Source organism: Sporosarcina aquimarina, assembly GCF_033253705.1.
Lineage (GTDB): Bacteria > Bacillota > Bacilli > Bacillales_A > Planococcaceae > Sporosarcina > Sporosarcina aquimarina.
In genome coordinates this window covers 313048-327748 of the sequence record NZ_JAUBDH010000001.1, presented here as the reverse complement: position 1 = coordinate 327748, position 14701 = coordinate 313048, and the positions used below count along the sequence as shown (strand labels likewise).

Here is a 14701-nt window from a genome sequence, read left to right as displayed (position 1 = left end):
TCAGCCGGTTTGACTGCCGGCAGGTTTACTTGATTTACCGTGTGACCCACCACTCATGTGTGTTATTCATAATAGTGAATGGCAGCGGATCTATTCCTTCGACACGGTCACTCATTACCCATAAGTTGTCTTTCACATATAAAAATAAGGCAGGTAAATCTTCTGAAAACAGTGCTTGCCATTCCTTATATACTTCCGCTCGATTCTCTTGTTCAAAAGCGGCTGGCGCTTTCATAGCTTTCTCCAATAAAGCGTCCGCTTCCGGATTGTTCCAACGTGAATAGTTATAAGGTGCTGTCGCTGACCATAAACTAGCTGGATCGGGGTCATGACTGCTTAGCGCCCAACCAAGCAGGTAAAGGTCCCAATCGCTATCACGGTTTTCGAGCCCGTCGATATATGCTGTCATTTCTTTAGGCTGACGCATATTGATTTGGATTCCTGCTTCTTCCAGCTGCTGTTTTATAAGTGGAGCAGAACGTTCCCGAATTTTATTTCCAGTCGGGAAGTCGAGATTCAGCACCCATTTCTCACCATCAGGATTTTCACGGAAACCATCTCCGTCTTTATCGATAAATCCAGCTTCATCCAATAATTGAGTAGCTTTTTCAACGTCATACTCATAATCGGCTACACCATCTTCGCTATATGCCCAAAATTGCTGGGCAATTGTTGAATTCGTTTTTTTACCTTTTCCATACAACAATCCATTGACGATTCCTTCACGGTTCACCGCATAAGCAATCGCTTGCCTAACTTTCGGATCTGCAATTTTTTCATTTACTGTCCAATTGTCAGGGTTGATTGTACGACTTTCAATGTCACTAGAACTTCGATGATTCATCTTGAAACCTAAGAATTGGTTTCCGAACTCAGGCTGTTCGATAATTTGCATGTCCTTTATCTTTTTCACTGTTTTGTAATCTGCTGGAGAAACACCGTTTGGATCTGCTACAAAATCGATATCGCCATTCTCTAGTAAACCTGTCATGATGGCTTCGTCAACAATTTTATAAACAATCTTGTCCAAGTGAGGTTTTCCTTGCCAATAGTCATCATTCCGTTCAAAAACATATTGTTGACGATCTACTATTTTCGTAAGTTTGAAGGGTCCCGTTCCGATAATTGATCCGCCTTTTAGCGAGGCATCAGATTTAGGAATATCAGCGATTGGAATATCGTCAAATACGTGCTTTGGTATAATTTGAAAGCCTGCTGTATAAAGCGGAGTGACATTAGGCTCTTCGAAGTTAAAAGTAACTGTGTACTTATCGTCTTCAACAACACCTTCAAAATCATCCGTTTCCCCTGTGTTATACGCATCATATCCTTTTAAATCTTGTACATACTCAGTTCTGAATCCTCCTGATTTAACATAATCAGGATCCGACATCGTTTGGTAAGTGAACACAACGTCTTCTGCCGTAAATTCCTCACCATCATGCCACTTTACCCCTTCTTCTAACTGAAAAGTTATCGAGGTTTGGTCTTCATTCATGTCCCAGCTTTTTGCAAGCTTCGGAATGAATTCCAAGTCTTCGTTTTGTCCAACCAATCCCTCATGCGTAATACGAAGAATTGCTTCATCATACCCTTCTTCGTAAAAAATCGGATTAAACATCCCCGTAGGTGCTGTTTCCATCGCACCAACAACAATGCCGCCCTCATTGGGTTCACCTTGTGCGCCTGCAGTAGAAGTAGGTCCTCTATCCTCACCATTTCCACATGCAGCAAGCATCAGGATCAAAGCTACAAACTTCATCTTCAATGCTGTTTTATTTGAACTATTTTTCCTCATCTTTCGTCTCCTTTCCACTGTGCCATATTAGTAGATTCCTTTTTTGGAATCCGCAGTGTGTAAGTGACACGCAACAAAGTGTCCTTCTTCAACTTCAGTTAACTCTGGGCGTTCTTCGCTGCAGCGTTCAAACGCAAATGGACATCTCGTGCGGAAGGCACATCCGGAAGGCGGGTTAGCAGGACTGGGCATTGTTCCTTTTAACACAATTTTTTCTCGATCCATTGTTCGATTCTCTCCACGGTCTACGACAGATACGGAGTCTAGCAGTGCTTGGGTGTACGGATGTTTCGGAGTATCGTAAAGGCTGTTTTTCGGTGCGATTTCCGCAACTCTTCCTAAATACATCACAACGATGCGATTACTAATATGCTTTACTACGCTTAAGTCGTGAGCGATGAACAAATACGTCAATCCTAGTTCATCTTGCAAATCCATCATCAAATTCAGCACTTGCGCTTGAATCGAGACATCGAGTGCAGAAACTGGTTCATCACACACGACAAACTTAGGATTATTGACAAGTGCGCGGGCTATGCTGATTCTCTGTCGTTGCCCCCCAGAGAATTCATGGGGATATTTCTGGAGATCGTCTATTCGCAGACCGACTTTCTCTACAATCGCTTCCACTTTCTTTTTCCGCTCAGCTTTCACCAGCTTCGTTTGTACAACTAGCGTTTCTTCGATCAATTCATAGACATTCATTTTCGAATTTAACGATGAAAACGGATCTTGAAAGATGATTTGCATATCTTTACGATAGCCTTTCATTTCTTTTTCTTTTATTTGGGTAATGTCATTTCCGTCAAAAATAATTTCACCATCAGTCGAACTCAACAAGCGCAAGATGACACGGCCTAGCGTAGACTTTCCTGATCCGGACTCCCCCACAATTCCTAGGGTTTCCCCTTCACGTATGTGAAAAGAAATATCATCCACCGCTTTTACGTGTCCAGTGGTGCGCTGGATTACTCCGCTTTTGATAGGAAAGTACTTTTTTAAATTCCGCACTTCCAATAAATTCTTCGTGGCAACGCCTTGGTTCACTTCTTCCATTAGTTTCATAGTGTTTCCTCCCCGTATAGATGGCAGCGGACTTGGTGACCATGACCTACTTCAATCAATTCAGGATTCGTTGCAACGCACTTCTCCATCACAAAAGGACATCGCGAAGCAAATCTGCATCCTTCAGGAAATTCGGTAGCAGCAGGCACAGTTCCAGCAACTGTCTTCAATCTATCCACGTTCGTGGACAAATCAGGCATGCTATCCAGGAGTCCTTGTGTATACGGATGTTTTGTATTGCGCAGAAGCTCTTTTGTTGTGCTTTGTTCAACGACCTGACCGCCATACATAACAATGACACGATCCGCATAGTCAGAAACAACACCTAAATCATGAGTAATCATTAGAATCGACATGTCCATTTTCTTTCTCATGTCTTCGAGTAGCGCGAGGATTTGTGCTTGGATGGTAACATCGAGTGCAGTAGTTGGTTCATCTGCGATGAGCAGTTTGGGTTGGCAGGAGATGGCAATTGCAATCATGACACGCTGGCGCATACCGCCCGAAAGTCTATGGGGATATTCATCAACAATTTGGTCAGGACGGGAAATACCTACTACTTCAAGTAAGTGTATTGCTTGTTCCCTCGCAAGTTTCTTACTCATTTTCTTGTGTTTTCTTAACATTTCTATTATCTGATTTCCCACTGTGAAAACGGGATTCAACGCAGTCATCGGCTCTTGGAAAATCATCGCCATTTCCTTACCTCGAATGGACGTCATTTGTTTCTCAGTCAAACCAGTTAATTCACGACCGTTTAACTCAATCTTTCCTTCAACAATTTTACCCGGTTTGCCGATGAGCCCCATGACAGAGTTGGCCGTCATACTTTTCCCACTCCCAGACTCACCAACAATCGCAACCGTTTCACCCGGACGAATTGCAAACGATACATCATCCACCGCCTTCGCAACCTTTTCATCATCTAAGTAAAAATATGTCCTCAGTTGCTTCACATCTAAAATTGGAGTTCCCATTCATTCACCTCATTCAATATGTAGTATATTAATCATAATCAATTTATAATCATGATTATATGATGGCATTTATCTTAACACATAGAAATTAAGATAACAATGAGTTTTCTGAACTAAGAGAGCGCTTTCAAAACTACTTATTTTAGCTCCGACAATTGAACCTTTTAGCTGATTCTAAATCTAATGTAGGCAATTTCCACTGCCATATTGCCGATATTTATCATAATATTGCCGATTCCCCAGCGCAACGAGATAGCCCATCCAAAACAAGCGCAGCGCTACCAATTAATCCCTTAACTTAGATTGAATTGTAGTCTATTGCCGATTAACTCTCCCATAGTGCTGATTGTTCGCTTGATAATGCCGATACCCCTCTGCATTGTTCCGATTCCACACACCATATTGCCGATAACCCTCCCCATATTTCCGATTTCCCCTGGGACAACGAGATAGCCCTCCCAAGTCAAGCGCAGCGCTACCAATTAATCCCTTAACCTCGCGTGAATTGTAGTCTATTTCCGATTAACTCTCCCATAGTGCCGATTGTTCGCTTCATAATGCCGATACCCCCCTGCATTGTTCCGATTCCACACACCATATTGCCTATAATCACCGTCATAGTTCCGATTCCCCCAGCGCAACAAGATAGCCCACTCAAATTCAAGCGCAGCGCTACCAATTAATCCCTTAACCTCGCATTAATTGTTTCCCGTTATCGAGAAACTCCACATAATGTCGGAGAAACTCATAGTTGTGATGAAGAACCCCCGCCCAATGTCGGACAACCGCCAACTAATTACGCACATTACACACGAACTGATCGACAACACTATCCAAGCCCAACAAAAAAGGAATTCACCCACGCAAAGCGCAGCTGAATCCCTCTCCTTCTATTAAATGATTCCTTGAAAGCGCAAAATGATTTCCGCAACAACGGCCGAGCCGAGAAACGTACCAATCATGACAAGACTTGCAACAATCAGCGTCCGCCAGCCAAGCTTGGCGAAATCGGACCACGACCGGCCGATCGCAATGCCAGCATACGCTAGAATCGGTGTCGTCAGCGCTAACAAATTGACTTCAGTCGTCCATTTCACGACTAGATCCGCTCCCGGAAACCAGGGCATCGAAACAATCACACCGAGAATGGAAATGTAAGCAATGCTCGGAATATTTAACGGAATAATCTCTTTAAGAATAAAACCAGCCAAACAAATGACAATCAGCATAGCCATCCCCGGAACTGCAGCAAGCGGCATAATGTCATACCCTACATAGTTGCCGACAATTGAAAGAACACCCACAATCACCAAAATTAAAATCCACTCTTGGATATTCCTCAGCATCAGTACCCCTCCTTATTCCGGGTCATCCAGCTATACACTTTTTCAGTGAGCGGCAACCCGATTAAGATACTAACCCAAAGACCTGTCGATGTGGACAATAAATTACTCGCACCCGAAAAGGCAATAATCTGCTGTTCCATATCGGGGAATGCAGCGATTAGTGAACCGCTCGCCGCCGCCATCATACTTCCGCTTCCCACACCCGACGCCATCGCAAAGGACAGCGGACTTAATGGCGTAATGGTCGCAAGTAAACCGGAAATCAATCCTAAAAATATTGCTCCAAATACAGTTCCAAATATGTACATAGCCATGACGCCACGGCCTTCCGGTGACCCCATTCCGAATTTATCCATAATCAGACCGACATTCGACTCACGTCCGATCGAGTGCGTCATTCCAACCGCTTCCCGTTTTAAACCGAGCCAAATTGCGACGGGCAATGCTAACAAAATCGTCCCTAGATTCCCCAACTCTTGCAGCAACAGAGCAGGACCAGCTGCAATAACGTCTGGAAGAGACGGTCCAATTGTCACCCGATCTTAGCTAGCAGCAGCGCGACCCCCAATACAATGATAGGTTCCTCATTTTTTGCCTGGCGTTCTTTTACTGCAGGCGTGAAATACAAAAGAATTCCGATGACTAGAGCGTACAGCATCGGCAATAGCAACACGACGCCCGGTCCGACACTAAATTTATACGTTCCGATTAATTCACATATAATAACAATTCCTAAAACAACCGCATGCAAACGCCAATCTTTCCACATTCCATGTACTACACTTTCATTCTCCTCCATCGAACTTCCCCTTTCGTATAGAACACATTTTGTTTCTGCAACAAAAACATCGTCAAAACTCAATGTCTGATTAGACTGAAAACTACACACGCGTGTAATAGCGTTTATCCAACACGATAATGAATACGTATGCAATCTTAAAAAACTATGATACGCAGTATACTATATAATTTATTTAATTGAAAGATAAATTTCATCTTGCTAAAGCGTTAATAAATGGTACTAAAAAAAATACAATACGGCCTCTTCACTTAATAAATAAACCCTCGACACTCTATCTTCCGGATAAATTCTAAAATCATGAACCCGACTACAACACTTCCAATATGATATACTGAATTTACTAAAATCTTAATAAAGGAGTTGCATCTACATGAAAGCATTTGTTAAACGGAGTGCCGCAACAGATGATATTGCACTTGAAGAAGTGAATGTCCCGACTATCCATGAAGATGAATTGCTCGTCCGCGTGAAAGCAGTCGGTGTTGGCATTCATGATTCCTATTTCTTACCGAAAGAAATGAACTATCCCTATCCGATTGGCATTGAAGCCGCCGGTATTGTCGAAGATACAGGCAGTCAAGTGACTCAATACAAAAAAGGCGATCGCATTGCTTTTGTCAGTATGATGCAGCCTAAAGGCGGAACGTGGGCTGAGTTTGCAGTCGTTCAACAAGATTCACTCATCCTTCCTATTCCCGAGAATATGGTATTTGCTGAAGCAGCGGCCGTTCCCGTTGCGGGAAATACTGTTTTACGCGCGTTGACTGCACTTCATTTAAACGCTGGAGATTCTGTCTTTATCGCTGGTGCGTCCGGCGCAATCGGGACGTTCGCGATTCAATTTGCAAAAGCGCGCGGATGGAAAGTGGCTGGATCTGCTTCTCCTAAAAATCATGACTATATGAAATCACTTGGCGCAGAAACGACCGTCGACTACAATGACCCGAACTGGGCTGATCAAATCCGCGAGTGGCAACCAAATGGCGTAGACGCAGCCATTGCGATTCAACCGGGAACTGGGACTGACAGCATGCACGTCGTCAAAGATGGCGGAACTGTCATTACGATATCTGGTGATCGCATCGAACCGGAACGCGGCATCCACGCTGCATTCGTTCCACATAAAGTAGATGTACGTAATGAAGTGGAAGAAGTGATTCAAAAAATTGCTGATGGTACATACCAACTGGTCATCGAACAAACCTACCCATTCGAACAAGGGCTGGAAGCATTGAAAAAGACGCAAACCCGCCATGCTCGCGGAAAACTAGTATTGACGTTGGAATAAAACGAACCCCCTTTCGCTACATGAAAGGGGGTTCTCGTATTTAAATAACAATCAAATGACCGAAAAACGAAATCAGGAGTAAGCTCACAAGTCCTACTGAAACAGCGGCAATCAACCCAATGTAGAATGGTTTAATACCCAATCCTTTAAAGACTTTAAAATTCGTTGATAACCCAACGCCGGCCATTGCGATTCCAAGCATGTACTTGGAACCGAATGAACTCCAGGAATTGTAGAAGCCTTCCCATGTCGGAAGCGTCAGGAACCCGAATGCTGAACCGTTATTCGCTGCTGTCCAATCTCCAATTGTCCTGACCAATGCCAGTGCTAAAAACCCGATTACGAATACCGGAATTAACTTATACCACTTTGGAATTTGGTATTCCGTACCGTCTTCGTTCTTACCTGCACCTTTAAAGAAAAAGTACGAAATAAGCGGAATGACAGCGATGATAAACAAGTTTCGGGTTAACTTTGTAACCGTTGCGACATCCACTACTTTTTCCATATCGTACATTTGACTATAGATAAGTGCTGAACCGGTAACCTGCGCTGTATCGTGAATCGCCGTCCCCAAGAATAACCCCGTTTTAATAGCATCACCCGCAAAAAAGATGTTCGCCAAGTACGGGTAGAACAGCATACCTACCAACCCGAATATCGTGATATTCGCAACGGCGTAAGAAATTTCATCTTCTTTTGCTTTAACGACTGGTGAAACCGCCATGATTGCAGTGACGCCGCAGATCCCTGTTCCACAAGCGATCAATGTCCCAAGTCGGTTCGATTGATTCATCTTTTTCGTAAAATAGAGTGTGACGAGCAGCCCTGATGAGATGCAGACAATAATTAGAGGCAGCCCCCATGCGCCCAGTTTCAATGCTTCAGTCAAGCTTAGGCGCAGACCAAGCAAAATAATCCCGGCACGCAATGCATATTTGACGGAATACGTGACGCCTTCTAGGAAAACGGTATGTAATCCAATCGTATTCCGAATGATAATTCCGATAAGTATCGCGACAAATATCCCCGATACAGGACTTGCGCTTCCTTCCGGCAATAAATTCAACGCAACTATCAACTTGCCAATCAGATCTGCCGCGTAAATTCCTGTTAGCGTCACTACTAAACATAACAATATCCCCGGCAGCACACGGACAACTACTCTACGAATGCGATCTGTTCTATCTGTTTGATTCTTATTATTGATTTTCCCCATACTATCTCCCTTTCGCGTTATCAGCGTCTTCATCATATCAGGAGATTAGTATACCGCCAAGAGGACTTTCAGCAATCCCCTTGCCGGCAGGTTAAATTATTCTTTCACACCAATTTAATGGAAGTGCTTTCCTCAGCTTGGCTGTACTTCTTCCGGTTCATCGACCCATAACTCATCCTCCGTTGCTGCAACCACAACAGAAGCCGACGCGTCACCAAGAATGTTAACCGTTGTGCGGAACATGTCTAGAATCCGGTCAATCCCCGCTACTAATGCAATTCCTTCGAGTGGCATATTAACGGAAGTCAGCACCATCGCAAGCATGATCACACCTGCCCCCGGTACACCAGCAGCACCAATCGATGCCAAGACAGCAGTGAGGACTACTGTGAGTAGTTGTAAGAACGATAAATCCAAACCGTAGAATTGCGCAATGAAGACAACCGCCACACCTTGGTAGATTGCCGTACCATCCATGTTAATGGTCGCGCCTAGCGGTAATACGAAACTGCTGATCTTTCTTGAGACACCTAAATTCTCTTGAGTATTTTTCAGTGTCACAGGCAATGTCCCCGCGCTGCTGCATGTACTGAATGCAACGATACTTGCCGGCGCCATCCCTTTAAAGAACTTTATCGGGCTCATGTTAGCAAACTTTTTGACCGCCATTGAGTAAATAAAGATCACATGAACGATGCAGGCGATTGCGACTGCAATAATCACTTTCAGCAGCGGCATCAGCACGGCTATTCCATATTCTCCAACAACCGGAGCAACTAAACCCAATATTCCAATTGGAGCAAACCACATAACGATTCCAGTGATTTTATACATGATCTCTGCAAAACCCTCAAAGAATTGATAGACAGGTTGAGCTTTTTTGCCCACTAACGTAATTGCCAGACCTACGAATATCGCAAAAAAGATTATTTGCAGAATGTTCCCGTTAGCTAGCGCTGTAAATGGATTATCTGGGATGATGTTGAGTAAAGTAGCAATTACCCCATCTGTCTCATTCACTTCAGCCGCAGCTTCCGGTGTACTGACCGAAATCCCTTTTCCTGGTGAAATAGCATAAGCAAATGCCAAACCGATCATAACCGCTATGGCACTCGTCACCAAGTAGTAAGAAATTGTTTTAACACCGATGCGGCCCAATTGTTTCGGATCACCTGTACTCGCAACCCCCACAACTAACGAAGCTAAAATGAGCGGCGCGATAATGAACTTAATCAGACGTAAAAACAAATCGCCCAATGGCTTGATAACTTCGATGGATGGGCCGAAAATAATACCTAAAAGAATAGCAATTACAAAAGCGATAAAGATTTGCATCAACAAGTTCCCTTTGATTTTCATCATTTCTCCCCTTCCTAACATTTTGTAAGCGTTTGCAAATCATCTTAATCTGTCACGCTTGCAACCGAATAGGACAGACCAGGGGCCCCGTTCATTCCTGGTCTTCAATCAAAACCTCTGTCTTCGTTATCAACTCCCCCGGCTGTAGTGTAGGAAGCTCAAAATCGACAGTGTCCGGATATTTTATTCCCGCGCCTGTATTCAGGACAACAACGACTTCCTCCTCCTTAATCCAATTTTGTTCGCGTAATCGGCGTGCTGCTGCGAATACCGCAGCTCCTTCAGGACAAACGAAAGCGCCTTCTAATTCCGCAATCCTTTTTTGCTCTTCTAAAACTGTGGCATCGTCTATCGCGATCGCGCATCCATTTGTTTCATAAAGCGATTCCAACACTAAAAAGTCACCCAATGCTTTCGGGACATTTATGCCAAAAGCGAGTGTTTCTGAGCCTTCCCAGAACTCAGATTCCTTTTTTCCTTCTTGCCATGCCTTCACAATTGGAGCACAACCGTCGGATTGTACAGCAACCAATCTAGGTAGTTTTCCTTCAGGAATCCATCCAAGCGTCTGCAGTTCTTTTAATGCTTTATAAATACCGATGAGCCCGACACCGCCACCTGTCGGATATAAAATTACATCGGGTACTTTCCAGTCCATCTGCTCTGCAATCTCAAAGCCCATCGTTTTCTTTCCTTCAATTCGATACGGTTCTTTCAGTGTCGAAACGTCAAACAACCCCTGATTTTGTACAGTCTGAGCCACAATTTTCCCCGCATCACTGATTAGTCCATCCACAAGGTAAAGATTCGCTCCTGCAATTGCACATTCATTTCTAGTAATCTTCGGGGCATCCACCGGCATAACAATCGTCGATTTTATTCCTCCGCGTGCAGCGTAAAGTGCCCAAGAAGCACCCGCATTCCCATTGGTTGGCATCGCAAGTTCCGGGATACCTAATTCTTTAGCCATTGACACACCTACCGCAGCACCTCTAGCTTTAAATGTACCTGTAGGAATAATCCCTTCATCTTTCATATGCAACTTGGGTATGCCCATTTCAGCCCCTATCCGTTCCATCGGAATTAAAGGAGTCATCCCCTCCCCCAAAGTCACGATATTCTCTTCACGCTGCACAGGAAGTAATTCCTTATATCTCCACAAATCTGCTTTCCTTTTTATCAGATCTTCCGGTTTCAAGATGTCGCGTAATGATTCTAAATCATAATTAACGAGCAAAGGCGATCCGCATTCACATAACTGATGCTTTTCTCCAGCATTGTACTGCTTATCACACTTCGGACATTGAAGATGCGAGACATAACTGAATTTCAACTGATTCCACCCCTTCTTCAAGCAACTCGTTATAGTCAAATTCCCAGTTTTATAATTCTGTACAAGTTGCAATTCTAATTGTTGAATCAATATATGTCTGATTATTCAGTTATATGATGCCGTCAATATCTATTCATTGAGTAATCACGACGTAGCCAATCAAAGAATATTGCACATAAAAAAGCTTCTCAGCGACATATTTACCTGAGAAGCTCGCTTCATCCTATCTATTCACACGTACATGTACTACTCTCATCCAACTATTTCATCGTTGCCGGGAATGTAACAGTAACAACTCTCGAATCCCGATATCGATGCAGTAGCTATTGACAGTTAAAAGCATCATTGACTAGTTTTCAACGATGCTTTGGGTAATGCCGTTATTCATTTCTACAAGCTGTATTCCTGTAATTTCTCCAGATTTAAAACACCAATCTTACGCTGACCTTCCTGGCGAATTACTCCCAAGTCTTCAAATTCAGCAAGCTTTCGGCTCACCGTTTCCGGCGTCGTGCCTAAATAGGAAGCGATGTCTTTCCGGCTGATTGGAAGCGAAATCGTTTCAGATTGTTGTTGCAGCGACAGTTCAGCCAAATACATCGCAATGCGGTTTTCTGCTGATTCTAAAGAATTCCGTGTCATTTGTTGCTCAGCCACTTGCAAGCGCGTTGAGAACTCTGATAGCATTTTAAGTGCTACTTCAGGATACTTCATAAGAAAGGACTGGAAATCGTCCCGATCCATCACACATAATTCAGTGGTCGCTAACGTTTCCGCAAAGGCGTCATGCTCAGTTCTTTTAAAAAGGGACAACTCCCCTGTAAATTCACCTGGTTTGAGTATTCGAATCAGCTGTTCTTTGCCATTCTCTGCGAGTCGGTACACCTTTACTTGCCCTTTATGCACGATATACAACCCATTCGACTGCTCCCCCGCATTGTAAACCGTCTCGCCTTTCCGATACGTTTCAGAATGTGCATGTTTTGCCACTTCCAGCATTTCTGTCGCTTCTAGATGATTAAAAATAGGGACTCGTTGAATGCAACTGTGTTCCATTTCATTCCCCGATGCGTTTCTGCCAACCATATTTGTCACTCCTCACTCTACTAATAAGCGTTTCCGATCACGCTTTTTCCTATCTTCCGGCTTCCTACTAGTATACCGAAGAAGACGCATTGCGTTCAGAATAACGAGTAATACACTCGCTTCATGAATGAGCATACCTGCAGCTAGAAAGACTTTACCGAGCAATACACCCGCCAGTAACAAAGCCACTGTACCTACAGCAAACACTGTATTTTGTTTCATGTTCCGAACAGTCGCTTTTGATAGCGAATACGCATGTGCGAATTGGTCCAACTTATCTGCCATCAGTACGACATCAGCAGTTTCCATGGAAATGTCCGTACCGCCTTCGCCCATCGCAACTCCAATATCTGCCGCAGCAATTGCAGGTGCATCATTGATGCCATCGCCCGCCATTGCCACACGATGTCCTTCTTTTTTAAGCTTTTGAATCCAAGAAACCTTATCTGCCGGCAGCAATTCTGCATGAACTTGGTCCAACCCAAGTACGTTCCCGATACCTTCAGCAGTCATTCGATTGTCTCCAGTCAACATAATTACTCGTTTCACACCATTTTTCCTTAACTGCTGAATCGCATCCTTCGCTTCAGGTCTGACTTGATCCGCAATGGAAACCAGGCCAGCCAATTCCCCGCCGATTGCCGCAAATACGACAGTATTTCCTAGGTGTTCCCGCTCCGCAGCATACTCTTGTGCTGCTTTCTCTATCCGTACATCATTCTTCTGCATCAATTTCCGATTCCCAATAACGACTTGACGCTTTCCAGAATTCACTTGAATGCCAGCGCCTTCAACAATTTCTACATCTTCCGGTGCATTGGCGAGAACGATTCCTCGTTTACGCGCTTCCTTGACAATCGTTTGCCCTAAATGATGTTCCGAAACTTGCTCAGCTTCTGCAATTTGTTTTAGAAAATCCCGTTCATCCATTCCCCATACATGCATGTCTATCACATCAGGCTTCCCTTGAGTCAGTGTCCCTGTTTTATCAAAAACGACTACATCTACTTTCGCAAAACGTTCCATGATGTCTCCGCCTTTAACGAGAACACCTTTCTTTGCACCATTTCCAATCCCTGCGACAATCGATACCGGTGCAGAAATAACCAACGCACCCGGACACGCGATGACGAGGAATGTAAGTGTCATTTCAATATTTCGTGTGAACAGGTAGACAATGACAGACAGCACAACAATCATCGGTGTATAAATCGATGCGAAGCGATCTAGAAACTTCTGTGTTATAGATTTGGATTCTTGAGCTTCTTCCACTAATTCTATGATACGCGCGAACGTGGTATCCTCCCCAACTCGTTCCGCAATCACTTCCAAATATCCGTTTTCAGCAATTGTTCCGCTAAACACCTGATCTTCAATCGATTTTGAAACAGGCACCGATTCCCCCGTGATTGCTGCCTCATTTACCAACCCACGTCCCGCAGCGATCCGTCCGTCAATCGCAATCTTCTCACCCGATCGAATGATGACCCGATCCCCTTCTTCGATTGAATCGGCAGACACCACTTGCAACTCTCCATCTTTCAATAGAGTCGCTTCGGATGGCGCCAAGTCAACCAGCTTCTTTAACGAAGAACGTGTCTTTTCAAGTGTGCGGACCTCCAGATACGCTCCAAACATGAATAAGAATGTGACCGCCGCAGATTCCACGTATTCCCCAATAATGAGCGCCCCGATGACCGCAATCGTCACCAACAACTCAATGCTGAATGTTTTCATCCTCAACGAGCGGATTGCTTTCACCGCAATTGGAATTCCAGCAGCACCTGTTGCCAGCAGCAAAAGTACGTTACGCGCATCAACATAGCCCATCCATTGAAGTAAAAACGCACTAGCTAACAGCACAGCAGCTATACCCGTCAACCAAGTCGTCCGTTTCGCATTCATCTTCTCCTCACTCCCTTACGCCACTTTTTTGGATAAAACCGGATACCCCAGAGACGCGATCGATTTCTCAATCACCTCTGCACTCACACGCTTCTCATCGAATTGAACCTTCACTTTGCTCGCATTGAAAAGGACTCTCGCTTCAGTCATGCCTTCCATTTTGTTCAACATCCCTTCAATCTTCTTAATACACGACGGACACGACAACGGCTCTAATTGCAATGTGATTTTTCTCATGTTAACTCCACTCCTTAGTAGTTGTTTTCTTCTTAACCTAAGCATACTAAGGTTTCTGATTCCTTACCTTGAGGTACATCAAGTTCGCTAAAAGAATTTAAGAGGTATAGATGCAAACTACCGAAACTTCATCTGCTAATGCCCATTCCTTCCCTAAACCAGCCGTTTCCCACTACAAGCTGGCGTTTCTCCCCCTATTGGCGATTCCCCATGCCACATGGAATTGCCTATGCAATCAAGCGCAGCGCTACCAATTAATCCCTTAAACCAGGTTGAATTGTGTCCC

13 protein-coding genes and 1 pseudogene are annotated in these 14701 nt (G+C 44.1%); 1 reads left to right on the top strand and 13 read right to left on the bottom strand.

The window, feature by feature from the left end; all coding sequences use genetic code 11:
- Positions 1-34: 34 nt before the first annotated feature.
- The 7 genes and pseudogenes from QT716_RS01545 to QT716_RS01515 form a co-directional block, all read right to left on the bottom strand.
- Positions 35-1798, bottom strand: coding sequence for a peptide-binding protein (locus QT716_RS01545; protein WP_317933946.1), 1764 nt, complete (start codon positions 1796-1798; stop codon positions 35-37).
- 27 nt (positions 1799-1825) lie between these two features.
- The gene (locus tag QT716_RS01540) at positions 1826-2854 is read right to left on the bottom strand and encodes an ABC transporter ATP-binding protein (protein WP_398292084.1); all 1029 of its coding nucleotides are present in this window, start codon (positions 2852-2854) and stop codon (positions 1826-1828) included.
- Between the two features lie 5 nt (positions 2855-2859).
- The gene (locus QT716_RS01535; protein WP_317933943.1) at positions 2860-3840 is read right to left on the bottom strand and encodes an ABC transporter ATP-binding protein; all 981 of its coding nucleotides are present in this window, start codon (positions 3838-3840) and stop codon (positions 2860-2862) included.
- Between the two features lie 293 nt (positions 3841-4133).
- The gene (locus QT716_RS01530) at positions 4134-4307 is read right to left on the bottom strand and encodes a hypothetical protein (RefSeq protein WP_317933942.1); all 174 of its coding nucleotides are present in this window, start codon (positions 4305-4307) and stop codon (positions 4134-4136) included.
- 23 nt (positions 4308-4330) lie between these two features.
- Positions 4331-4459: a hypothetical protein gene (locus QT716_RS01525; protein ID WP_317933941.1), complete on the bottom strand. Its 129-nt coding sequence runs from the start codon at positions 4457-4459 to the stop codon at positions 4331-4333.
- A 274-nt stretch (positions 4460-4733) separates the two neighbouring features.
- Positions 4734-5186 carry a hypothetical protein gene (locus tag QT716_RS01520; protein ID WP_317933940.1) on the bottom strand — a complete coding sequence of 151 codons (453 nt, stop codon included), beginning with the start codon at positions 5184-5186 and terminating at the stop codon, positions 4734-4736.
- Positions 5186-5985, bottom strand: a pseudogene (locus tag QT716_RS01515) (DUF3100 domain-containing protein). The gene QT716_RS01520 and the pseudogene QT716_RS01515 overlap by 1 nt, the downstream one beginning before the upstream one ends.
- Before the next feature lie 373 nt (positions 5986-6358).
- On the opposite strand from QT716_RS01515, the gene QT716_RS01510 reads away from it, so the two are divergent.
- Entirely contained in the window at positions 6359-7276 is a 918-nt protein-coding gene (locus QT716_RS01510; RefSeq protein ID WP_317933938.1) for an NADP-dependent oxidoreductase, read from the top strand.
- 40 nt (positions 7277-7316) lie between these two features.
- Here QT716_RS01510 and QT716_RS01505 read toward each other — a convergent pair whose 3' ends face one another.
- The 6 genes from QT716_RS01505 to QT716_RS01480 form a co-directional block, all read right to left on the bottom strand.
- Positions 7317-8495 carry a YeiH family protein gene (locus QT716_RS01505; RefSeq protein WP_317933936.1) on the bottom strand — a complete coding sequence of 393 codons (1179 nt, stop codon included), beginning with the start codon at positions 8493-8495 and terminating at the stop codon, positions 7317-7319.
- Positions 8496-8627: 132 nt separating this feature from the next.
- Positions 8628-9857, bottom strand: a complete 1230-nt coding sequence (locus QT716_RS01500; RefSeq protein WP_317933934.1) for a dicarboxylate/amino acid:cation symporter — start codon at positions 9855-9857, stop codon at positions 8628-8630.
- A gap of 88 nt (positions 9858-9945) precedes the next feature.
- Positions 9946-11187: a threonine synthase gene (locus QT716_RS01495; RefSeq protein ID WP_317933933.1), complete on the bottom strand. Its 1242-nt coding sequence runs from the start codon at positions 11185-11187 to the stop codon at positions 9946-9948.
- 390 nt (positions 11188-11577) lie between these two features.
- Positions 11578-12273: a Crp/Fnr family transcriptional regulator gene (locus QT716_RS01490; RefSeq protein ID WP_317933932.1), complete on the bottom strand. Its 696-nt coding sequence runs from the start codon at positions 12271-12273 to the stop codon at positions 11578-11580.
- A 12-nt stretch (positions 12274-12285) separates the two neighbouring features.
- The gene (locus QT716_RS01485) at positions 12286-14178 is read right to left on the bottom strand and encodes a heavy metal translocating P-type ATPase (protein ID WP_317933931.1); all 1893 of its coding nucleotides are present in this window, start codon (positions 14176-14178) and stop codon (positions 12286-12288) included.
- A 15-nt stretch (positions 14179-14193) separates the two neighbouring features.
- Positions 14194-14415, bottom strand: coding sequence for a heavy-metal-associated domain-containing protein (locus QT716_RS01480; RefSeq protein ID WP_317933930.1), 222 nt, complete (start codon positions 14413-14415; stop codon positions 14194-14196).
- Positions 14416-14701 lie beyond the last annotated feature (286 nt).